This window comes from Sediminicola luteus, from assembly GCF_002514735.1.
Classification (GTDB): domain Bacteria; phylum Bacteroidota; class Bacteroidia; order Flavobacteriales; family Flavobacteriaceae; genus HQA918.
The window spans coordinates 526,426-548,759 of record NZ_NBWU01000001.1; the positions used below are offsets into that span (position 1 = coordinate 526,426).

At 45.6% G+C, this 22,334-nt stretch carries 20 protein-coding genes; 15 read left to right on the plus strand and 5 right to left on the minus strand.

What is annotated here, in order from left to right; genetic code table 11:
• Positions 1-106: 106 nt before the first annotated feature.
• The 3 genes from B7P33_RS09010 (at position 107) to pth (ending at position 2,435) form a co-directional block, all read left to right on the plus strand.
• Positions 107-1,048: a ribose-phosphate pyrophosphokinase gene (locus B7P33_RS09010; protein ID WP_097441641.1), complete on the plus strand. Its 942-nt coding sequence runs from the start codon at positions 107-109 to the stop codon at positions 1,046-1,048.
• Positions 1,049-1,070: 22 nt separating this feature from the next.
• Positions 1,071-1,670, plus strand: coding sequence for a 50S ribosomal protein L25/general stress protein Ctc (locus B7P33_RS09015; RefSeq protein WP_097441642.1), 600 nt, complete (start codon positions 1,071-1,073; stop codon positions 1,668-1,670).
• A gap of 138 nt (positions 1,671-1,808) precedes the next feature.
• On the plus strand, positions 1,809-2,435 hold the full coding sequence (gene pth / locus B7P33_RS09020; RefSeq protein ID WP_245871735.1) for an aminoacyl-tRNA hydrolase: 627 nt from the start codon (positions 1,809-1,811) through the stop codon (positions 2,433-2,435).
• 110 nt (positions 2,436-2,545) lie between these two features.
• Here the strand turns inward: pth and B7P33_RS09025 are convergent, their stop codons facing one another.
• The gene (locus B7P33_RS09025) at positions 2,546-3,247 is read right to left on the minus strand and encodes a fibronectin type III domain-containing protein (RefSeq protein ID WP_097441643.1); all 702 of its coding nucleotides are present in this window, start codon (positions 3,245-3,247) and stop codon (positions 2,546-2,548) included.
• Positions 3,244-7,044, minus strand: a complete 3,801-nt coding sequence (locus B7P33_RS09030) for a reprolysin-like metallopeptidase (RefSeq protein WP_097441644.1) — start codon at positions 7,042-7,044, stop codon at positions 3,244-3,246. The genes B7P33_RS09025 and B7P33_RS09030 overlap by 4 nt, the downstream gene beginning before the upstream one ends.
• Before the next feature lie 201 nt (positions 7,045-7,245).
• Between B7P33_RS09030 and B7P33_RS09035 the strand changes: the two genes are divergently transcribed.
• From B7P33_RS09035 to B7P33_RS09090, 12 genes are all read left to right on the plus strand, one after another.
• Positions 7,246-8,178, plus strand: coding sequence for a bifunctional riboflavin kinase/FAD synthetase (locus B7P33_RS09035; RefSeq protein ID WP_097441645.1), 933 nt, complete (start codon positions 7,246-7,248; stop codon positions 8,176-8,178).
• Positions 8,175-9,521, plus strand: a complete 1,347-nt coding sequence (locus B7P33_RS09040; RefSeq protein WP_097441646.1) for an HTTM domain-containing protein — start codon at positions 8,175-8,177, stop codon at positions 9,519-9,521. Before B7P33_RS09035 ends, B7P33_RS09040 begins: the two co-directional genes overlap by 4 nt.
• Positions 9,522-9,545: 24 nt before the next feature.
• Positions 9,546-10,817, plus strand: coding sequence for a serine--tRNA ligase (gene serS / locus B7P33_RS09045; protein WP_097441647.1), 1,272 nt, complete (start codon positions 9,546-9,548; stop codon positions 10,815-10,817).
• Positions 10,818-10,930: 113 nt separating this feature from the next.
• Positions 10,931-12,715 (plus strand): tetratricopeptide repeat protein, encoded by a 1,785-nt coding sequence (locus tag B7P33_RS09050; protein ID WP_317042827.1) that lies wholly within the window; start codon positions 10,931-10,933, stop codon positions 12,713-12,715.
• A 304-nt stretch (positions 12,716-13,019) separates the two neighbouring features.
• Complete coding sequence (locus B7P33_RS09055) at positions 13,020-13,331, plus strand: DUF4286 family protein (protein WP_097441649.1); 312 nt, start codon at positions 13,020-13,022, stop codon at positions 13,329-13,331.
• A 95-nt stretch (positions 13,332-13,426) separates the two neighbouring features.
• The gene (gene rsmA, locus B7P33_RS09060; RefSeq protein ID WP_097441650.1) at positions 13,427-14,296 is read left to right on the plus strand and encodes a 16S rRNA (adenine(1518)-N(6)/adenine(1519)-N(6))-dimethyltransferase RsmA; all 870 of its coding nucleotides are present in this window, start codon (positions 13,427-13,429) and stop codon (positions 14,294-14,296) included.
• Positions 14,283-15,644, plus strand: a complete 1,362-nt coding sequence (gene mgtE, locus B7P33_RS09065; protein WP_097441651.1) for a magnesium transporter — start codon at positions 14,283-14,285, stop codon at positions 15,642-15,644. Before rsmA ends, mgtE begins: the two co-directional genes overlap by 14 nt.
• A 52-nt stretch (positions 15,645-15,696) precedes the next feature.
• The gene (locus tag B7P33_RS09070) at positions 15,697-16,062 is read left to right on the plus strand and encodes a cupin domain-containing protein (RefSeq protein WP_097441652.1); all 366 of its coding nucleotides are present in this window, start codon (positions 15,697-15,699) and stop codon (positions 16,060-16,062) included.
• A gap of 3 nt (positions 16,063-16,065) precedes the next feature.
• Entirely contained in the window at positions 16,066-17,010 is a 945-nt protein-coding gene (locus B7P33_RS09075) for a 2-hydroxyacid dehydrogenase (RefSeq protein WP_097441653.1), read from the plus strand.
• A gap of 87 nt (positions 17,011-17,097) precedes the next feature.
• Entirely contained in the window at positions 17,098-17,484 is a 387-nt protein-coding gene (locus tag B7P33_RS09080; RefSeq protein ID WP_097441654.1) for a VOC family protein, read from the plus strand.
• Between the two features lie 71 nt (positions 17,485-17,555).
• Entirely contained in the window at positions 17,556-17,999 is a 444-nt protein-coding gene (locus B7P33_RS09085; RefSeq protein WP_097441655.1) for a TM2 domain-containing protein, read from the plus strand.
• Between the two features lie 75 nt (positions 18,000-18,074).
• Complete coding sequence (locus tag B7P33_RS09090) at positions 18,075-18,263, plus strand: hypothetical protein (RefSeq protein WP_097441656.1); 189 nt, start codon at positions 18,075-18,077, stop codon at positions 18,261-18,263.
• 54 nt (positions 18,264-18,317) lie between these two features.
• Here the strand turns inward: B7P33_RS09090 and B7P33_RS09095 are convergent, their stop codons facing one another.
• From B7P33_RS09095 to B7P33_RS09105, 3 genes are all read right to left on the minus strand, one after another.
• Positions 18,318-19,355, minus strand: coding sequence for a carboxypeptidase-like regulatory domain-containing protein (locus B7P33_RS09095; RefSeq protein ID WP_097441657.1), 1,038 nt, complete (start codon positions 19,353-19,355; stop codon positions 18,318-18,320).
• An 87-nt stretch (positions 19,356-19,442) separates the two neighbouring features.
• Complete coding sequence (locus B7P33_RS09100; RefSeq protein WP_097441658.1) at positions 19,443-20,483, minus strand: carboxypeptidase-like regulatory domain-containing protein; 1,041 nt, start codon at positions 20,481-20,483, stop codon at positions 19,443-19,445.
• 39 nt (positions 20,484-20,522) lie between these two features.
• Positions 20,523-22,328 carry a GNAT family N-acyltransferase gene (locus B7P33_RS09105; RefSeq protein WP_097442293.1) on the minus strand — a complete coding sequence of 602 codons (1,806 nt, stop codon included), beginning with the start codon at positions 22,326-22,328 and terminating at the stop codon, positions 20,523-20,525.
• Between the last annotated feature and the right edge of the window lie 6 nt (positions 22,329-22,334).

The window sequence follows — 22,334 nt, forward strand, 5'->3', positions numbered from 1 at the left end:
ACAAAAAAGGGAATAAATTGCGACCCCATCCCAAATAAATGTCTACATTTGCACGGCCTTTCAAAGAAAGGATGGTCGTTAAGATACCCAACAACAATCGATTAAGATGTCTTACAGAGTCCCGGAACCTAAATTTTTTGGCTGTACACAGAGTATGGTCTTAGCTGAAAAAATCGCCATGGCCTACGGTGTTACCCTAGGTAAAGTGAAATTTTCCCGCTATAGCGATGGTGAATTCCAGCCTTCTTTTGAAGAGTCGGTTCGTGGGGCCCGTATCTTTATCATCGGGTCTACCAATCCGAGTTCCGAAAACCTTATGGAAATGTTGTTGATGCTCGATGCGGCCAAAAGGGCTTCTGCACGACATATTACCGCCGTTTTACCTTATTTTGGTTGGGCGCGTCAAGACCGTAAAGACAAACCCCGTGTACCGATTGCTGCCAAAATGGTGGCGAAAATGCTGGAAACCGCTGGGGCTACACGTATCATTACCATGGATTTGCATGCCGATCAAATCCAAGGGTTCTTTGAAAAGCCCGTCGATCATTTATTTGCCTCCACCCTTTTTCTTCCCTATTTAAAGAAATTGGAATTGGATAACCTGACCATAGCATCGCCCGATATGGGGGGATCTAAAAGGGCCTATGCTTATGCCAAGGCTCTGGAGTCTGATGTGGTTATCTGTTACAAACAACGCGCCAAGGCCAATGTGATTTCACATATGGAACTGATTGGCGATGTGCAAGGTAAAAATGTGGTTTTGGTAGACGATATGGTAGATACCGCTGGTACCTTGACCAAGGCTGCCGACCTTATGATGGAAAGGGGCGCCTTAAGTGTTAGGGCGATTACCACCCACGCCTTGTTATCGGGTGAGGCCTATGAGCGTATCGAAAATTCACAACTAAAAGAACTGATCGTAACCGACTCCATTCCGTTACGAAAAGAAAGCGATAAAATAGAAGTATTGAGCTGTGCCAACCTCTTTGCCGATGTTATGCATAGGGTACACAACAACACCTCGATCAGCTCTAAATTTTTAATGTAAATTAATTCACATAAATAGACAAATGAAGTCAATTACAATCAAAGGATCCGTAAGAGAAAGCGTGGGCAAAAAGGCAACTAAGGCCCTACGTAATGCTGAAATGGTCCCTTGCGTGTTATACGGAGGGGAAAAGCCAATGCACTTTTCAGCACCTGAACTAGCTTTTAAAAGCTTGGTGTACACCCCAAACGCGCATACCGTTGTCGTTGATTTGGATAATGGCGAAAAGATCAATGCCGTTTTGCAAGACATTCAGTTCCACCCAGTAACCGACCGTATCTTGCACATCGACTTTTACCAATTGTTCGATGACAAGGCCGTTACCATGGATATTCCTGTTATTTTGGAAGGTAACTCTCCAGGGGTTATGAACGGTGGTAACATGATCTTTAGAAAGCGCAAGCTTAGTGTTAAGGCCCTACCAGGTCAATTGCCAGACAATATCAAAGTTGATATTTCCGAGTTAAAGATAGGTGGTAAAGTGTATGTTGCCGATGTAAAAAGCGAAGACTACACTTTCCTTCACCCAGACAACACCGTAATCGTACAGGTGAAAACCTCTAGGAATGCCGTGGCGCAGACCGATGAAGAAGAAGAGGAAACCGAAGCTGCTGCCGAATAAGCAGAAATCGTATAGTTTTAAAAGCATCCCGCCCGAAAGGGTTTTGGGATGCTTTTGTATTTTTGGCCCAAACCGTATGTAACCCCTCCGAAGACCGACCCACTTTTGGGCCCCGGAAGGCAACCAATACCGAAGCTTATGGGCATTTGGAAAAGACTATTTGGCAAACCTAAAACACTACTTACCGAAAACGACCCCATGAAAAAATTCTTGATCGTTGGCCTCGGCAATATCGGGGCCGAATATGCAGAAACCCGACACAATATCGGCTTCAAGGTACTCGACCAATTGGCAAAAAAGGAAGACTTGAGCTTTGCCACCCAAAAACTAGGCGACCTCACCACTTTTAAAATAAAAGGAAGAACCGCATTGTTACTTAAGCCCAGCACCTATATGAACCGTAGCGGCAAGGCCATTAAATTTTGGTTGGACAAGGAGAAAATCCCCATGGAAAACCTCTTAGTCATTACCGACGACATCAACCTACCTTTTGGTACCATTCGCATTAAGGGTAAAGGAAGCGATGGGGGCCATAACGGACTTAAAGACACCCAACTTTTCTTGAACACTACCAAATACAACCGATTTAGGTTTGGCGTGGGGGCCGATTTTAGCCAAGGAAGACAGGTAGACTATGTTTTAGGCGCCTGGAACCCTGAAGAGGAAGCAGCCATTCCAGAACGCCTTGAACGGGCCTCTGAAGTGATAAAATCATTTATGTTGGCCGGTATGGCCCGTACCATGAACCAGTATAACAATACCTGACTTGTAAGGACGAGGTTCGAAGTACGAAGTTGGAGGTACGAGGAATGTATGAGGTTCGAAGTTTGTACTTCACAAAAGAAACCTTAAACATTGTAAACCAGACAACCTATCTAATTCACTCGGAACTCGAAAACAGCCGATTTAGACTTGTTACCTGCCGAGTCTTTGGTCTGTACCTGCCAAAAATAAGTTGTGCCGGTATTAACAACGGCCTTATACTCTACCGCGTTAGGCCCAATGGCAACCAGAAGGTTTTGGGGTGGGTCTTGGGTATCAAGAAACACATCCAACCCTATTATATCGTTATCAACATCCCCAGCTTTCCAACGCAATATAACCTCATTATTGGCATCGCGGCTCACTGCACTACCCGATTTAGGATAAACGGCACTGGCCGGAAATGGTATCCGATTCTCGGTAACCGCTCCTTCATTGAAGAAAAACCATTTTTCACTAATAGCCGTTTCCGTGACCTCTTGATTTTTTGAAGTAACCGTCCACTCGTAGCCAGCCCCTTTTTTAAGATCCAAACTAGCCGAGGTGGTTGAGACCGTGGTTTTCTGGGTATCGAAATTATTTTGAAGGTTGGTAACCACCAACTCGTAAGAATCGGTATTGGCGGCCGTATTCCATTGAAAAGTTACCCTTGAGGTAATGTCGGAAACATCCTCACCCGTAGTACACTCCGAATTAGAAGCCGGAAACACAAGCGTCGCTGCAGATGGTGGTTGTGGCGGTGGTGGGTCGTCTTTACCACACCCAAAGGCCAAAAGCACCAATACCATGTATATTTTTACCTTATGTCTTATCATTGCCTTACCACTTTAAATAGCTTATCAACCAATTCCGATTTAACCTTTACCACATACATCCCTTTGGGTAAATGGCCCATGGGCAAAGGCAAGGCCAGACTTTCTGCCGTCATTTCCTTGGAAAGGACCAACTTGCCCGAAAGTGCATATACCTGAACCATTACCTTACCGGTACCGGAAGGCCCGAACAAGGTTGTGGCATCGGAAACGGGATTGGGTGCCAAAATAGGCTCCGTACCCTTAAAATAGGCCTTTTCAAATATGCCCTGGCAACTTAGGTCGGTATGCACCTTAACCAAGTTATAACCATCTTTTAAAGCCACCACTGCTTCTTTTCCACTGATTTCGGAAACGACCTGGCCATTCAACGAAATATAATAAATACCCGCCCCATCGAGCTGTAGGTCAAGGGTGCCCCCGTCCGCACTTAAATTGGTCAGTACACTTAACTCTTCGGGTTGGGTAACCACCAGTTCGAAACAACTGGCCTCGTAGGTATCGGCCCCATTGGTACCCGTGATACACAAGGTATAGGTACCTGCATTCAATTGATCCAAGTTTACCGTCTGGGTAAAATCGGTCTGGGTCGTATTGCCGTCCAAACTTAGACTGGCCGTATAGGCCATAGCGCTTGCTGCCTGTATACTAATGGCTCCATTATTAGCCGAAAAACAGGTTTCATTAGACACATTGATCGTAAAATGATCGTTGGCATAACGGAAGACCTGACAGCCATTTACATCGACCTCGGCACCATCAGGGGTACCTAAACAAAGATCATCGCCATTATCCAAAACCCCATCGTTATCGGCATCGGGCGCCAATTCGCCTTCTACACAAAACTGCAACCCAAAACCATTCAAGGCACCCCCATCATTGGTTTCTTGATCTTTTACCTCCAGCACCCAAGTACCTTTGGTAAGCTCGCCCTGCAAGACCGATAACAAACCACTCGGTTTTACCTCCCCACTAATGGCCGGGTTGTCAGAACATACGATATCCAACCCACTATCGGTGAATACCGCATTAACATCAGCCGCTTCCGGGCAATTGCCGTTTAACAAGGTTACCTGGGTTCCTATGGGGGATGTAAGGGTTATCAAGAGGTCGGCCACATAGGTGTGATCGAGATCCACGGTTACCTTGATATCGGATATGGGCAGGTTCTGGGCAACATTCACATACGAACGAACCGTTGGGGTTCCGGTGGGCCTTATGGTCAGGGGTAAATCGGAAGCACTGTTCTGAAAACAACTGATTACAATGGTAGTAAACGTATTGGCGGCACCGAAAACCCCTTCCCCACAAGCGTTTTTGGGCTTGACCCGCCAAAAATATTGGGTCTGGGCCTCTAATTCATTGGGGGAATAAAAAGAGACATTAACGGTTTCTTCAGCGACCAAATCGGTAAAGGCCGCATCTTTGGCCAATTGCACCTCGTATTCCGTATAAATGGGATTGGCTTCCCATTCCAATCTTGGCAAAAGGGACACATCGGTGGCATTATCTGCCGGTAATAGTAGGTTAACATCACTAAAATTGGCGTCGAGCACCTTAATTTGTATGGGAATCTCTTCGGTAACCGTTGCCGATACGGCTCTTACGGTAATATCGTATACCCCAGGAGTCACATTTACAGTATTGCCCAAAGTTAGATTTACGGGCGTATTGGTCGTGTTGGCCATGGCCGGACTAAAGACGGCACTCATATTGGCCGGAAGCCCTACTACCTCAAAATTACTGGTCTCCGAAAAACCACTACCGGTTACATAATTGAAAGAAACCACAATATCGTCGGGCTGGCAACTCTCATGTGCCAAGGCATCGAACTCCAGGGTTACCGCTGCTTCGTTTATTACGAAATCGGCGGCATTGACCGCTAAAAATATACCGTTATGCGCCTTGACCATAAATCGGGCCTGGGTAGCGGCCATCCCAGGTAATTGTACTTGGTACGAACCGTTATTGGGCACATTGGAGGCCAATTGGGTATCAAAGGTCTGACCACCATCCAAGGACAAATAAATATCTACCCCACTGGTATTGACCTGACCTTGATCGGTACCGGCCACATCCCATTGTACCACGACCAAATCACCGGTATCAAAGCTTGTGGCCTCTGACTGTGAGCTTACCCGAAACGGACCGGCATTGGCATCTACGGTTACTACGACTTGGTCGCCTACCACCTGACCCCCTCCAGCAGCGTTATCGCGCAAGGTCACGGAGAAATCGAACTCCCGGGCTATGGTTGAAACCGTTTCCCAAGCCGTCCCTACCCCGGGATCGGTTTGGTTGAGTTCGCCCGCCAAGATGCGTTCCATTTTAGGAAAATACCGTTGCGGGGAAGTATTGGGCGGCAGTGATCTGAAATTGGCCCCTGCCGTGTTCTCGGGCCCAAAGGCCGATTTGGGCACCAAACCACTATTGATCTGTTCCCAAGTATAGGTAAGTACATCTCCTGAATCTATATCACTGCCCGTAGCCGTTAACACAAAGGCGGTTCCGGCCGGAATGGTATGATCGGTACCCCCATTGACCAGGGGCGGGTTATTAGTCAAAGGCGTAGTTTGGGCACAACTGGTGGTCGCCAAATAATCGGTCATTTGAGAGATGGAGACATAATGGAAATAGTCGTCGCCATTCGGGGCCACGTCGTGGCCACCGGTAATTCCGGCATAACCCATAATAGTGGAACCACTACCGGGCTCTACCTGAACCCCGGTACCTTCCGAATCGAAAGACCAGGTATGGTTGGCACCGAACTGATGTCCCAGCTCATGGGCAAAGAAATCGATATCGAAAATATCGCCTTGGGGCGAAGAGCCCGAAGTATAGGCACTTCCTTTTTTACCATCTTGACAAATAGAACCGATAAATCCGGCATTACCATCGTCAGAACCTTGAAGCAACACTTGACCTACATCATAATTATCGGCACCGATTTTTTCATCGATCGTGTTTTGGGCCGCATTATTGTAGGGCGAAGTCGTATACGGATCGGTACCCGCATCGGTATAGATCAATTGGTCGTTGTTGGCTACGAGTTCCAAGCGTACGGCCAAATCGGTCTCAAACACCTCGTTTACCCGGGTAAGGGTGGTATTTATGGCCGCCATGGCCCCTGCCACGGTACCCCCATGAAAAGTGGTATATTCCCCAGAGGCAGAAAGTGCGATCCTATAGGTACGTAAGGTTTGGTCATCTACCTTGGCACCACTCTCGCCTTTTTTACGGCCCAAGCTTGCATTTTTTTGAAATGCCTTGGAGGCCGTGGTCTTACACACAAAACCATCGGACCTAAGGCTTTTTGCTTCCCGGTCATAGAGCACATAGGTGCCGGGTACGGAACCCATTTTGGCCACGAAGGTGTTTTTATCTTGGCTAACATCTATGATCATGGCATCCAATCCCGAAGGGGAAACACTGAAGCGTACCCGTTTTCCAGAACCATCCAGAGCCCATCCGGAATAGGATCGGATCTGCGGGAATTTGGCCTGCAATTCGGGGGCCATAACCGAGGTTTCGCGGACAGAAAAACGCTGGAGTACCCCAGCCATATCCGGAAACTCTACAACCGTTGTCGCCTTAGACCCACGGGTGGTCCTTAAATGGGTTACGAATGCTTGTTCGTCGAGCTGATACACTTGCCCTTCGGACAATTGAAGTTTCATTTTTACCGCTTCATCTTGCCCTCCCAAACTGCGTAGGTTCTGCCAAGGCACCGATTGGGCTTGGATCATTAAAACCATAAAAAAGAGAGATGAAAATAATACGGTACGTAATTTTTCTTGCATAAGTCTGGTTTATGACCGGTTCTCAAATGTAATATTAATATACTAGGCTTCCTATTGATAACAATTATTTTAACCATCACCCTACCCCATCGCAAGAATGGGCCCCAGCCCGGTTTAACTCATTTTAGCATCGCTACATACCCGCGAATACGGAAATTGCCATACCTTTGCCCACAAAGACGGTTACTTTAATATAGCCCGGTGAGAACGGTTAACAACATTTCCCAATACGACAAAAAAAAACCTACGGCCATTACCATTGGCACTTTCGACGGGGTACATATTGGACACCAAAAGATATTGGAACGCCTCATAAATGATGCCAAAACTAAAGATAGGGCCTCGGCGGTACTTACCTTCTTTCCGCATCCGCGTATGGTGTTACAGCAAGATTCCGACATTAAATTACTGAATACCTTAGCCGAAAAGCAGCAAATACTGGAGCGTATGGGCTTGGATTTTCTAATCGTTCACCCCTTTACCAAAGCCTTTTCACGACTTACCGCCACCGAATACGTACGCGATGTTTTGGTGAACGGGCTTCAGGCCAAAAAGGTCACCATTGGGTACGACCATAGGTTTGGGCGCAACCGTACGGCGGACATCAATGATCTGGTCGGTTTTGGCGATATGTACGACTTTGAGGTGGAACAGATAGATGCCCAGGAAATCGATGCGGTAAGCATTAGTTCCACCAAAATACGTAGGGCCCTTTCTGAAGGTGATATTCGAACGGCCAACACTTATCTAGGATATCCGTACATGCTTAGCGGCACCATTCGAAAAGGTAAGGGCATAGGCAGGCAACTGGCCTTTCCGACGGCCAATATCGAAATTGCGGAATCCTACAAACTCATTCCGCGCAACGGGGCCTACGTAGTACGTTCCACCATCGATGGCAATACCGTGTTCGGTATGATGAATATCGGTACCAACCCCACGGTAAAGCCCGATAACCCACAGACCATAGAAGTACATTATTTAGACCTGGATCGCGATCTTTACGACTGCGATGTTCAGGTAGAACTACTCCATTGGCTTAGGGAAGAACAAAAATTCGACTCGGTCGATCTTCTAAAGGAACAGTTACATGCCGATAGGGCCAAGGCCCGAAGCCTGATCGCCGACCTATGATCCGAAATTTCCTATTTAAGCCCATAGACAATACCCCCTTGTTGGTTTTCAGGGTGTTTTTTGGCATTTTGGTCGCCTTGGAGTGTTATGGGGCCATCTTAACCGGATGGGTACGCCGCACCTTGGTAGCACCCCAGTTCACCTTTACCTTTATCGGGTTCGAGTGGTTGGCGCCCTTGGCCGGCCCACAGATGTATGTTTATTTTCTTATTATGGGATCGCTTGGGGTCTGTATCGCCTTGGGGTATCGCTATAGGATAACCTCCTTGTTGTTCGCCTTCATGTGGACCGGCGTTTACCTGCTGCAAAAAACCTCATACAACAACCATTATTACCTTTTGGTATTGCTCTCGTTTATGATGGCCTTGGTACCCGCCCACCATGGGCTTTCGCTCGATGCCAAAAGAAACCCGGCCATAAACAAAACCCAAATGTTCGCCTTGTACAAATGGCTTATCGTGGGTCAAGTATTTATTGTGTTTACTTATGGGGCCATTGCAAAAATGTACCCCGATTGGCTAGACCTTACCTTTATCAAAATACTAATGCAGGGCAAGAAAAACCTACCCATAATCGGCGCCTGGTTGCAGTACCCTTGGGCCCATAAGATTATGTGTTGGTATGGTATTTTGTTCGACCTATTGGTGATTCCCGCCTTGCTTTATGGACCCACTCGAAAACTGGCCTTTATCAGCGCGATTTTCTTCCACCTCTTTAACTCCATTGTGTTCCAGGTGGGAATTTTCCCTTACCTCTCGCTGGCCTTTAGCCTGTTCTTTTTCGAACCCCGCACCATTAGAAAACTATTTGCCAAAAACCGGAAGGCCTTTGCCCCCATTGCCGTAGCAGCCCCAAAAAACGCCCAGCTTTTCATGGGCTTCGTTGGACTCTATTTTCTAATTCAGATAGGCCTCCCCTTACGTCACCATTATTGGCCCGGCGATGTACTCTGGACCGAAGAAGGCCATCGTATGAGCTGGCGTATGATGCTACGTAGCAAATACGGTAGTACGCAGTTCAGGATATTTGATAACCAGACCCAAGAAGCCCTAACGCACAAACCGCTAGACCATCTTACCCAAAAACAATGGCGTAGGGTAAAGACCTACCCCGACTTTATGTGGCAATACGCCCAATATCTAAAAAAGCACTACGCCCAACAAGGCCTGGATGTGGCGATATATGTCGATAGTAAACTCAGTGTAAACGGACGTTTGGCCAAGCCCTATATCGATCCTTATACCGATTTGACCGCGGTATCCTGGAAGCACTTGGCACACAACGAATGGATTTTGGACGAAGAAAAGACCACCGCCGCTTCCAAACCAAACGGAAAGCACTAAATTTGCCCCTTAAATACAAAGCGCATGTTACAATTACAGCACATTCGTGAAAACAAAGACGCGATTGTGGAAGCCCTTCAAAAAAGGAATTTGGAGGCTGGCCCACTTTTGGAAAAGGTAATGCAATGGGACGAAACCCGGCGTTCGGTGCAGACCGAATTGGATAATACCCAGGCCGAGTCCAATAAGCTTTCGAAAGAAATCGGCATGCTCTTTAAATCTGGGAAGCCCCAAGAGGCCAATGCCCTAAAAGAACAGACCGCCACCTTAAAGGAACGTGGCAAGCGCCTATCGGAAGACCTGAACAAGGCCGCTTCGAAACTGCAAGAGCTGTTGTACCAAATACCAAACGTACCCCATGCCACTGTGCCTGCCGGAAATAGTGAGGACGATAACGAAGAGATCTATCGCGAAGGGGACATTCCTACCTTGTTCGAAGGTGCCCTCCCCCATTGGGAACTGGCCCAGAAATACGATCTGATCGATTTTGAACTCGGCGCCAAGATCAGCGGGGCCGGTTTTCCGGTATATAAAGGAAAAGGGGCCAAACTACAACGCGCCTTGATCTCGTATTTTTTGGACAAGAATACCGCCGCCGGTTATACCGAACTACAAGTACCCTTGATGATCAATGAAGCCTCGGGTTATGGTACCGGCCAATTACCCGATAAAGAAGGGCAGATGTACCATGTAACGGCCGACGACCTGTATTTGATTCCTACCTCAGAGGTTCCCGTTACCAATATTTATCGCGACCGTATCCTTACCGAAAAGGACTTCCCTATAAAACACACCGCCTTCACCCCTTGTTTTAGGAGGGAAGCCGGAAGCTACGGGGCCCACGTACGCGGATTGAACCGCCTGCACCAATTTGATAAGGTAGAGATCGTACGGGTAGAAAAACCAGAAAACTCCTATGACGCCCTAGACGATATGGTTGCCCATGTAAAGGGTATTATGCAAGAGTTGAAGCTACCCTATCGCATCTTACGCTTATGTGGTGGCGATTTGGGCTTTACCTCGGCCCTAACCTTCGATTTTGAATTGTTTTCTACCGCACAGGACCGCTGGTTGGAAATCAGTTCGGTCTCCAATTTCGAAACTTTTCAGGCCAACCGTCTTAAACTTAGGTTTAGCGATGCCAATGGCAAAAAACAATTGGCCCATACCCTAAACGGTAGTTCATTGGCCCTGCCACGGGTACTGGCCGGAATATTGGAAAACTACCAAACCCCCGATAGTATACAAATACCGGAGGTTTTGGTGCCCTATACCGGATTCGACCGTATCGATTAACAATATACCTAGACAATAAAAACGATGAGGCCCGGACATGCTCCGGGCCTTTCTTTGTAATAACCTTAACATAGTTTTCGTTCTACAATGGTATATTTGGATAAAGCAAGCTTGTGAAGTATTGGCCATTGGTATTGTTCTTTTTGATAACGTCCCAGCTCATGGGACAAGACGATTTTTTGGCCAAGCAATACGTAAAAGAGGGCAACTTTGAAAAGGCAGTGGTCTTTTACGAGCGGCTCACCAAAAAGCAACCCAATAGACACGATTATACCGAAGGCCTTATACAATGCTACCAACAATTGGAACGCTACCAAGAATCGGAAGCCTTGTTAAAAGGACTTTTGGAGCGCCCCAGGCCCTATCCGGCCTTTCATATTGAATTGGGGTACAATTATGCCTTACAAAACAAACAGCAAGAAGCCGAGGCCCAATACCAATTGGCCGTAAACGCCGTAAGGCAACGCCCGAACCATGGGTACGGACTCGGGGTGCGTTTCCAGAAATATGCCTTATTAGATTGGGCGCTTCAGGCCTACCAATTGGCCATGGAAGGCAACCCAGACTTAGACTACAACCTTCAAATGGCACGTATTTATGGAGAACAGGGACATATTGGCCAAATGTACGATAGCTACCTTCAGCTTTTGGAAAACGGAAAAACCTCCCAGGCCAAGGTTTTGCGCCAAATCGAAGGCTTTATCAACGACGACCCCGAAAACGGGAACAACCAGCTCTTGCGAAAGTCTATCTTAAAACGGCTTCAAAAAGACCCCAACCCACTCTGGAACGAATTACTCTCATGGCTTTTTGTACAACAGAACCAATTCAAACAAGCCTTTATTCAAGAAAAGGCCCTTTACAAACGTAGTTCTGAAAAATCATTGGCCCGCATAGAGAATTTGGGTCGGCACAGTTTTTCCGTTAAGGAATTTGCCATCGCCCATGACATTTTCGAATTCATGGCCAAAGAAGCCAATGACGTGCCTACCACCCTTAGGGCCCAACTAACCCTGCTCCAAATAGACGGCATCCAAAACGGGGACAAAAGTATAGCCAAGCGTGCCGATCAATTCGAGAAAATGATGGCCACCTATGGCTACCAAGCCGCCACCCTGGATCTGCAATTGGCCTATGCCAAATTCCTGACCTTTACCCAAGACAAACCCGAGCTGGCCTCAAGAATCTTAAAAAAATGTTTGAAGTTACCACTAGACCGCTACACAAAGGCCAAGGTTAAAATGGGATTGGGCGACATTCTAGTATATGACCAACGTTTTAATCAGGCCCTAATACAGTATTCGCAAGTGCAGAAAAACCTGAAAAACGATGTCATGGGTCAAAATGCCCGGTTTAAGGTGGCCCAAACCAGTTTTTATAAAGGCGATTTCGATTGGGCCTTGGAACAACTTAAGGTGCTACGGGGCTCGGCCTCACAGCTCATAGCCAACGACGCCATGCAACTTAGTCTTTTAATTTCGGACAATGTGTTTATGGACTCTACCCAAACGGCCCTAAAAACCTATGCCCGTGCCGACCTTTTGGCGTACCAGAACGAAAATGACAAGGCCATTGTCTTGCTACAGACCATCATGGACGAACACCAAGGTAAATCCATCGAAGATGAAGCCCTGTTAAAACAAGCTAAGCTATACGAAATGCAAGGGAAATTTGACCAAGCCCGCCTAAACTATATGAAAATTGCGGAATTCTTCCCTTGGGATATTTTGGCCGATGATGCCAACTATGCCCTCGGCCAATTATATGAACACCAGCTTAAGGACACCGAAAAAGCCAAAGCCTGTTACGAAAAGATAATTTACGACTACCAAGACAGCTATTATTTTCCCCTAGCCCGAAAGCATTTTAGACGATTACGGGGCGACTTGGTCAATTGACCCTACCTAAAAGTATTCCCTCCGTTTCTCGCTTAGAATGCCGACCTTTGCATTTACATCCAACCGCATGGATCGCTAAACCCATTTATGCCCAAGCTCTTAGAGCCTATTTAAATTTTGTTTTGAGAATTTGTTATAGGCCATTTTATTGCCAATTGAGGCGTGAAAAACGGAGTTTGGCAGCGCCAAATGAGTATTTTCATAACAAAAAGTGGTGATAAAAGAGCCATAACAAAACTGAAGGATAAAACTTAAACAGGTTCTTAATAGCCCGGCTTTTTGCAACTTTTGACTTTTGACAAATATGTACATATACAACGTTACCATTAACATAGACGACAGCGTACACGACCAGTGGCTAGACTGGATGCGTAAGACCCATATACCCGATATGTTGGGTACGGGCAAATTTTCCGAAGCCAAAATGTGTAAGGTATTGGTAGAGGAAGATATGGGTGGTACCACTTATTCCGTTCAATACCGCACCAAAAACAAAGCCACCTTAGAGCGGTACTATGTAGAAGATGCACCAAGGTTACGGCAAGAGGGGCTAAAGCTTTTCGCCGATAAGTTCGTGGCCTTTCGTACCGAGCTCGAAATCATAGACGAGCAATAGGTCAAGTTTAACAAGGGTCGCAGGACGAAGTTGGAAACACGAAGTTTTCAGCTATTCCTAAAGTGCCCCATAGTTTTACCCTCGATGTTCGAGCCATGGGATATAAGAAAAAACACAAATCCTTTAAAAAGAAGCCTACGGGTGACCGCACCTTCGAAAAAGACCCTGTGAAGGCCAAAAAGCATTTGGGCCAGCATTTTCTGAAAGATGAAGGTATCGCCAAACGTATTGCCGACACGCTAAGCCTCGATGGGTATCGCAAGGTGTTGGAAATCGGCCCTGGTACCGGGGTACTTACCAAATATCTTCTCGAACAAGAGATAGACTTGCTGGCATTAGATCTTGACACCGAATCCATCGCTTACCTTAAACAGTTCTTTGTTCTGGAAAAAGGCAAGGATTTTCACCCCAAAAGTAGTTTCCAAGTTTTGGAAGCCGATTTCCTTAAGGAAGACCTCCGTACCCATTTTGGGCAAGAACCTTTTGCCATAACCGGGAATTTCCCTTATAACATCTCTACCCAGATCGTGTTTAAAATGCTCGATTATAAAGAACAGGTGCCCGAGTTTACAGGCATGTTCCAAAAAGAGGTGGCGCAACGTATATGTGCTCCGCATGGCAATAAAACCTATGGCATACTCTCGGTATTGACCCAAGCCTATTACGAGGCCGAATACCTGTTTACCGTACTACCTAGCGTATTTTCGCCCCCACCGAAGGTAGATTCTGGGGTATTACGTTTAAAAAGGCGCGACAATCTGGACATCGGTTGTGACCCCAAGCGATTTACCCAAGTGGTAAAGCTGGCCTTTAACCAACGTAGAAAGACGCTTCGTAACAGTTTAAAAACCTTGGGCCTCCCTAAAAGTCTCACAGAAGATACTATCTTTGACCGGCGTCCGGAACAGATATCCGTTCCGGAATTCATCGCCTTGGTCAAGAAGATAGAAGATGGTACCGTTTAAACTCAGCAAAGAACTCATCAGTGAGATCCAGACGCTCATCGTAGCGCGTCAGGACGGGCAGTTACAGGCTATGCTCGAAGATGTGCACTATGCCGATGTGGCCGAGATCGTTAATGGTATCGACCATATTAAACAGGCCACTTACCTAATCAAATTACTCGATAGCGATAAAACCTCCGATGTACTTACCGAACTCGACGACGATCTAAGGGAAGCCATTTTAAAAAGGCTATCGGTCAAAGAAATCGCCGATGAGCTCGAGGAACTCGATACGGATGATGCTGCCGATATCGTGGCCGAACTGCCACCGGAACGGGCCAAAAAGGTAATCTCGCATATTGAAGATAAGGAGCACGCCAAAGATATCATAGAACTGCTCCGTTACGATGAAGACACCGCGGGTGGACTTATGGCCAAAGAGTTGGTGCAGGTAAACGAGAATTGGAACGTGCTTACCTGTGTCAAGGAAATGCGGGCCCAAGCTGAAAACGTTACCCGGGTACACAGCATCTATGTGGTTGACGACGAAGGCAGGCTTAAAGGGCGCTTATCCCTAAAAGACCTATTGACCACCTCTACCAAAACCCATATCAAAGACGTCTATATCTCCAACGTAGACTATGTAGATGTGAACACCAAAGATGAGGAAGTGGCCAAAGTAATGTCTAAGTATGACTTGGAGGCCATACCCGTAGTTGATGAGATGGGCCGTCTGGTAGGCCGCATTACCATTGACGATATCGTAGACGTAATTAAGGAAGAAGCCGAAAAAGATTATCAGTTGGCGGCAGGTATCTCGCAAGACGTAGAGGCCGATGACAGCATTTTGGAACTCACCCGGGCCCGATTGCCCTGGTTGATCTTAGGCCTATTCGGGGGCTTGGGGGCCGTATTCATTATGCAGGATTACGAAGAGTTTATGAGTAATCCCGAATTGCAGGATCTATTCTTCTTTACCCCCTTAATTGCGGCTATGGCCGGAAACGTTGGGGTACAGTCTTCGGCCATTATCGTACAAGGTCTGGCCAACGACATCGTAAAAGGTAGCCTCTGGAACCGCTTATTGAAAGAGGTAGGCCTTAGTCTGATCAACGGCTTGGCCTTGGCCGTATTGGTATTGGCTTTTGGGTATATCATGAACTACGACATCAGTTTTAGCCTCACGGTTGCCGTAGCCTTGATCTGTGTGATCATCGTAGCGGCCTTGATCGGCACCTTCGTTCCCATTGTACTAGATAAAAGAGGTATAGATCCCGCTATCGCCACCGGGCCGTTCATTACCACCAGCAACGACATTTTCGGTATTTTCCTTTTCTTTTATATTGCTAAACTGATCTTACATTTTTAAAGGCATAATCTTAGTATACAAAGAATAAGACACCTTATAAATCCCCTTGGTCATGACTCCGATTTCCCTTCTCGATAAACATGCCGGGTTTACCAAAACCTGGCATCCCCACCGTATTGCTAAAGTCAACGACATGCAAGTGTTATTGGCCAAACTGCAGGGCGAATTCGTTTGGCATAGCCATGCCGAAGAAGACGAACTCTTCCAAGTTTTAAAAGGTACCCTGTATATGCAGTTCCGCGATCGTACCGAAGTCGTGCGCGAAGGCGAATTGATCGTGGTACCCAAAGGGGTGGAACATTGCCCCATGACCCAAAATGATGAAGTTGTAGAGGTCATGCTTTTCGAAAAAATGGGTATTGCCCATACCGGGGAAGTACAACACGAGAAAACCGTAACCGATTATCCTGAGATCTGATCTATGCGCGTACTTCATTTAGATACCAATCATGAGTGCCTTTGGGAGGGCTTGGCCCAATTGGGTTGTTCCAACGAAGCCGATTATACCGGAAACCGGGAAGCCATCTTGAATAAAATAGCCGCCTACGAAGGAATAATTATCCGCAGTCGGCTTCGCTTGGACCGTGAATTCTTAGACCGGGCCAAAAACCTTAGATTTATAGGTCGTGTTGGGGCCGGACTCGAGAATATAGATACCGCATATGCGGCCGAAAAAGGTGTTTTTCTAGCCTCGGCCCCAGAGGGAAACCGCAATGCCGTTGGGGAACATACCTTGGGTATGCTTTTAGCCTTGTTCAACAAACTACATACCGCCGACCAAGAAGTCCGCCAAGGGATTTGGGAACGCGAAGGCAACCGTGGCTTAGAGCTCGATGGCAAAACCGTGGGCATTATCGGCTATGGTAATATGGGCAAGGCCTTTGCCAAAAAACTACAGGGTTTTGATGTTGATGTACTCTGTTACGATATTTTGGATGGCGTTGGCGATGAAATGGCCAAGCAAGTCTCCCTTTCGGAGTTTCAGGAAAAAATAGATGTACTCAGTTTACATACCCCCCAGACCCCTCTGACCCTCGGAATGATCAATGCCGATTTCATTTCTGGCTTTCGTAAGCCCTTTTGGTTTTTGAATACGGCCAGGGGTAAAAGTGTGGTAACCGCAGACTTGGTAACGGCCTTAAAATCGGGGCAGGTTTTAGGGGCAGGGCTCGATGTGTTGGAATATGAGAAAACCTCGTTTGAGCATCTCTTTGAAAATGATCAAATGCCGGCCGCCTTCCAATATTTGATTCAGGCACCCAATGTACTACTAAATCCACATGTGGCCGGCTGGACCATTGAAAGTAAAGTAAAATTGGCCCAGACTATAGTAGCCAAGGTAGCCCTCCATTTTAAGTTAAGCTAACCACAAATACAGTCTTAGCCTCCGTTCGCACATAGAAACCCATCATTTCCCGGGTTTTGATTATCTTGAAGCGTTAATCAATACACTATGGAAAAACGTGTTACCGGCATAGGCGGCATATTCTTTAAGACCAAAGACCCCAACGCCACCAAATCTTGGTACAAAAAACATTTGGGACTGGACACCAATGACTATGGCTGCACCTTTACCTGGAAAGACGAAAACGGAAAGGACTGCCTAACCCAATGGAGTCCTTTTACACAAGACTCCGAATATTTTGCCCCCAGCCCCAAAGGGTTTATGATCAATTATAGGGTACATGATTTAGAAAACCTCTTAAAAGTTTTGGAAAAAGAAGGGGTTACCGTTGTGGGTGAAATGGAAACCTATGACTACGGAAAATTTGGCTGGATCCTTGATCCCGATGGCCATAAACTGGAGTTATGGGAACCTGTGGACAGTGCCCTATTGTGAACCGAAATTTATTGTTATTTTTAACTGTTCAACATAAAAAATTCATTTAAACCGAATAAAAACCAATCAAGATGTCAGACGAAGAAAAAAAAGATTTAGGCGATAAGGCCAAAGAAGCCGCACAAGAAGCTGCCGACAAGGCCAAAGAATTTGCCCAAGAGGCCAAAGAAGAAGCCAAGGAATTTGCCGAAGGCGCCAAAGAAACCGCTAAAGAGTTTACCGATAACCTAAAAGAGGCTACCAACAGTGGTGATAACAAAAAGATCCTGGCTGGAATTTTAGCGATTTTCCTAGGCTCCCTGGGTGTTCATAAATTTATTCTTGGATACCAAAAAGAAGGTTTTATTTTGCTAGGTGCAACGATTTTAGCCTATGCCACAACTTGCTTGGCAATCGGTTTCCTTCTAGTTTGGATACCTTATGTAATTGGAATCGTAGAAGGTATCATCTACCTTACCAAATCCGATGAGGAGTTCTACAACACCTACCAAGCTGGTAAAAAACCTTGGTTCTAAACCAAGTAAAAGATCAAAAAGACCAACCGGGCCCAAAGCCCGGTTTTTTTGCCTTTACACCATCGCAATATTACAATGAAAAAACGAACGGTTCTACCCCTCAAAGAATTGCATTGGCCCCAAGTAGTCCGTATATACCAAGCTGGGTTAGACACGGATATGGCCTCTTTTGAGACCCAAACCCCTAGTTGGAACCAATGGCATGTTTCGCACCATATCTTTGCCAGATTGGTCTGTACGGCCCACGAAGTAATTATGGATTAGGCCGGAAGAGAAACACGCTTTATATGGAGCAGCGTGGCGATTCACTAAAAATGATTAGGGCAAATAATCATCTTTACCACTTATGGACCCGAAAGGATAATAGTCCAAAGGCAACATATCACCTACCCGCCTAAGTCCAAATTTATCCGCAAAAACGATTTTATCCCAAGGGCTATGGTTACCATAAGCATCAATTTCAAAACGGGCAGATCTATCTTTCACGGTTACCAGGGAGTTATCGCCAAAAATATCCCTTATATAGAATTGCAATTCCTTAAAACTATACAAAGTTTTACCTGCTACCTCCTCCTTGATTATAAATCGCCCAGGGGGTACCAAGCCAGTTTTTCCATAGAACGTATACCCCAATTCGTGCGTGGTTCCATTTCGGATAGACCTCATAATCCTTGGCAAAGAATTGAGATAGCTTCTCTTTCTGGCCCGATTTTTTTTAGGGGTAATGTTAGGTAATTCGGTAAAGAAGGAGTTGCCATTCAGATATACTTGAGAAGCTCGCAAGCCTTCTGCCGCCTTATAGTCAAACTTAAATTGGATTCGAAATTCCTTTATGCGAAAACTAACCAAATAGCCCAAGTACTGATTTTCGACCAAAATGGGTTCATTAGAAAAGGCGACCAATGTAGAATCGCTTCGATTAAATCGAAGTTTTATCGCATACTCGTTTTTTATCCGACTTTTACGCCCTCCTTTCCCCTGACCTAAAAACTCCTTTTTAAAATGCTTCATTTTTCGCTCCCGACTCCAAGTATCATCAAAAACGACAACCTCGTTTAGATTTAATTGATCTTCCTTCAAGTATATATGGGTTATACCACCCAAGGCCGAATCATCTACTTTGAAGGTGGTATAACCTACATAGGAAACTAAAAGCGGTGTGTTGATCTTCTCTTTGGACTCTATTTGAAAAAAGCCATTTTCATCGGTCGTAGTGCCAATTGAGGTGCCATCGAAATAAACAGATGCCCCTATAATTGTGTCTTTGGTTATTTCATCAAAAACATAACCAGAATAGGATTGGGCCTGAATGCTAACAAAGCACAATAAACAAAATAGGAAAAACAAAGGACGCATAATTGAATGAGTTGGTTATGACTAATATAATGATTTGCATCTACTTAACTCCCCCTCAAAATCAATTTTATTACAAGAGTTGCTGTCTTATTTTAACCTGCCATTCGATTTCCAAGGAAAATAACTCAAGGGCAACATATCTCCTATACGTGTTTCACCAAATTGCCCGTAAAATGTAATCTGATCCCAAGGGGTGTGGATCCCATAAAAATCGACCTGAAAGCTTTGCCCCGGTTTTTTGTTCTGCCATTGCGAAATATGGCCTTCTGAATCTTGAATATAAAAAGTCTTCGGTTTGGCCAATAGTTTTGAATTATCCGCAATACCATACCCGCCAAAAACAACGCTAGGTGCCACTGCCGGGGCTTTTAAATCATAAAATAAGCGATACCCGATTTCTTCTAGCGATCCATTTTTGGCCGCCCGCATAAAGCGTGATAATGAGCTGTTATATACCTTTACCCTTCTTTTTTTAATGCTACCCCGATCGGCCAAGGTTTCCTTAAAAAACGAACTACCGCGCCATTTAACCTGGGTACCATATAATTCATTATCATCGGACAAATACGGATGGGGCTCTAATTTTACACTGAACTCTACTAAATTATAGGTGATGTCATAGCCTAAATAGTCATTCTGTATATGAATCTGATCATCGGCATACGCATATAAAATGGAGTCATTTTTATCGTAACGCAGTTGTATAACCTCCGGATTTTTAATGGTACTTTGCCTACCTGCTTTGGTCCTACCCAAAAACTCCCTTCGAAAATACTTCCATTTCTTCTTAGCCTGCCAATCATCGTGTACCAGAATCACCTCGGTTAGATTTACCTGAGTCGGTTTTAAATAAATATGGGTTATGCCGCCTCGGGTAGCGGAAGCTATCGTAAATGGTGAATACCCCATAAAAGTAGCCATCAGCGGGGCATTGATCTCCCCATCGACCGCTATTTGAAAATAACCTTTTTCATCGGTAATGGTACCCAAGGTGGTACCATCAAAATATACCGAAACCCCTAGCAAGGGTTCTTTGGTATTGTTATCGTATATAAAACCGGTGTAGGTCTGGGCTTGGATACCATACAAAAAGCCAATCCCAAAGAACAGCACAAGACCTAATCGCATAAAAAGAAGTGTTGGTCACACGAAGATACACATAACCAACTACTTATCGCCTTCATTGAATTTACGCTCCAACTCGGCTTGGAATTCTTCCATTACCGGACGTACCGTACTGTCGGGAAGATCGGAGATCTTTAGATATAAAAGTCCGTCTATGGCATTATTGAACAAGGGATCTACATTAAAAGCCACCAATTTTCCGTTTTGCTTAATGTATTTTTTGATCAATACCGGTAAACGCAGGTTTCCGGGTTCTACCTCATTAATAAGCTTATCGAATTTATTAAGATCGGCCTTGGTCTCATCGAAAATGAATTCTTTATCGGCATCTTTCAACTTTACCTTGAATTCCTTTTTTGGCCGTACATATTGGGCCACGTACGGATCCCAAAAATTGGATTTCATAAACTCGATCATCAAACTCTTGGAAAAGTTCGAGAATTGGTTACTGATACTCACCCCCCCTATCAGGTATTTATACTCCGGAAAACGTAGGGTGGTATGCACAATGCCTTTCCATAACAAAAAGAGCGGCATGGGTTTTTGCTGGTAGTCTTTACATATATAGGCCCGGCCCAATTCTATGGACTTGCGCATCATTTCGTGTAACTCGGGCTCGAAACGGAACAGGTCTTGCAGATAGAAACCATCGATTCCGTATTTTTTATAGATATCGGCCCCAAAGCCCATACGGTAGGCACCCACCACACATTTGTTCACATCGTCCCACAAAAACAAATGACGATAGTATTGATCAAAGGCATCGAGATCTATGGCCTTGTTGGTGCCTTCACCTATGGCCCTAAAGGTTACCTCGCGTTGTACCCCTATCTCTTTAATGATATGCGGAATATCTTTGGTCTGGGCCAAAAACACCTCGTAGTTTTTACTGGCCAACAAACGGCATTCTTTCTTTCGTAAACCGGCAATATCTTTTTCCAATAATTCTTGGGCCACACCGGATGCGATCATTTTGGGGGCTTTCGGAATTTTTAAGGACTGAGGCACCTTATCGATCAAACGTTCTTTTTCGAACACATTCGATAAGATGTAAGTCTTTTTACGCAGCAATTCGGTGAAATCTTCCAGGGTTTCTTGCTCTTCCTGCGCCTTTACGGAAATGGGTTGGCCAATACGTACATTAATAGGCCTATTGCGTTGGCTGATCAGTTCAGAGGGTAACTTGGCCGTGCGCAGGGCATCGTCAATTTTAGACAAGCGATAAAAAAGCCTACTGTTCTTTGCGTGGAAATAAATGGGCACTACTGGTACCTTGGCCTTACGAATGAGTTTTAAGGCCGCTTCTTCCCAGGGTTTGTCAACAATTAATTTACCCTCTTTAAAGGTAGACACCTCCCCCGCCGGAAAAATGCCCAAAGGTTTACCATCGGCCAAATGGCGCATGGCGCTCTTAAACCCGGCGATGCTGTTTTTGGCATCTTTATGGTTCTCGAACGGATTTACCGGCATAATGTACGGTGCCAGTGGGTTGATGCGTTGCAATAAAAAATTGGCAATAATCTTGTAATCGGTGCGGTGCTCCAACATCAGTTTTAGCAACAACACCCCATCTATACCTCCTAAGGGATGATTGGAAATGGTAATAAAACTGCCTTCCTTCGGTAAGCGTTTTAGGTCTTCTTCCGGAATCTCAAAACTGATTTCGTAATCGGTAAGTACTTTATTTAAAAAGTCTGGCCCGCTGAGATCCTTATGCTTGTCGTAAAAAGAATTCATATTGGAGATGCGGGTGACTTTTAACAGGATCCATCCTAAAAAAGTACCCAATACCCCAAGCTTGTCAAGTTTTATGGCAGCCGCGATTTCCTTGGCGGTTACAAGACCCATACACAT

Excerpts from the sequence above, each read along its gene's own strand:
- B7P33_RS09010 (WP_097441641.1), top strand. The coding sequence starts at position 107 with ATGTCTTACAGAGTCCCGGAACCTAAATTTTTTGGCTGTACACAGAGT.
- B7P33_RS09015 (WP_097441642.1), top strand. The coding sequence starts at position 1,071 with ATGAAGTCAATTACAATCAAAGGATCCGTAAGAGAAAGCGTGGGCAAA.
- pth (WP_245871735.1), top strand. The coding sequence starts at position 1,809 with ATGGGCATTTGGAAAAGACTATTTGGCAAACCTAAAACACTACTTACC.
- B7P33_RS09025 (WP_097441643.1), bottom strand. The coding sequence starts at position 3,247 with ATGATAAGACATAAGGTAAAAATATACATGGTATTGGTGCTTTTGGCC.
- B7P33_RS09030 (WP_097441644.1), bottom strand. The coding sequence starts at position 7,044 with ATGCAAGAAAAATTACGTACCGTATTATTTTCATCTCTCTTTTTTATG.
- B7P33_RS09040 (WP_097441646.1), top strand. The coding sequence starts at position 8,175 with ATGATCCGAAATTTCCTATTTAAGCCCATAGACAATACCCCCTTGTTG.
- serS (WP_097441647.1), top strand. The coding sequence starts at position 9,546 with ATGTTACAATTACAGCACATTCGTGAAAACAAAGACGCGATTGTGGAA.
- B7P33_RS09055 (WP_097441649.1), top strand. The coding sequence starts at position 13,020 with ATGTACATATACAACGTTACCATTAACATAGACGACAGCGTACACGAC.
- rsmA (WP_097441650.1), top strand. The coding sequence starts at position 13,427 with ATGGGATATAAGAAAAAACACAAATCCTTTAAAAAGAAGCCTACGGGT.
- mgtE (WP_097441651.1), top strand. The coding sequence starts at position 14,283 with ATGGTACCGTTTAAACTCAGCAAAGAACTCATCAGTGAGATCCAGACG.
- B7P33_RS09070 (WP_097441652.1), top strand. The coding sequence starts at position 15,697 with ATGACTCCGATTTCCCTTCTCGATAAACATGCCGGGTTTACCAAAACC.
- B7P33_RS09075 (WP_097441653.1), top strand. The coding sequence starts at position 16,066 with ATGCGCGTACTTCATTTAGATACCAATCATGAGTGCCTTTGGGAGGGC.
- B7P33_RS09080 (WP_097441654.1), top strand. The coding sequence starts at position 17,098 with ATGGAAAAACGTGTTACCGGCATAGGCGGCATATTCTTTAAGACCAAA.
- B7P33_RS09085 (WP_097441655.1), top strand. The coding sequence starts at position 17,556 with ATGTCAGACGAAGAAAAAAAAGATTTAGGCGATAAGGCCAAAGAAGCC.
- B7P33_RS09090 (WP_097441656.1), top strand. The coding sequence starts at position 18,075 with ATGAAAAAACGAACGGTTCTACCCCTCAAAGAATTGCATTGGCCCCAA.
- B7P33_RS09095 (WP_097441657.1), bottom strand. The coding sequence starts at position 19,355 with ATGCGTCCTTTGTTTTTCCTATTTTGTTTATTGTGCTTTGTTAGCATT.
- B7P33_RS09100 (WP_097441658.1), bottom strand. The coding sequence starts at position 20,483 with ATGCGATTAGGTCTTGTGCTGTTCTTTGGGATTGGCTTTTTGTATGGT.
- B7P33_RS09105 (WP_097442293.1), bottom strand. The coding sequence starts at position 22,328 with ATGGGTCTTGTAACCGCCAAGGAAATCGCGGCTGCCATAAAACTTGAC.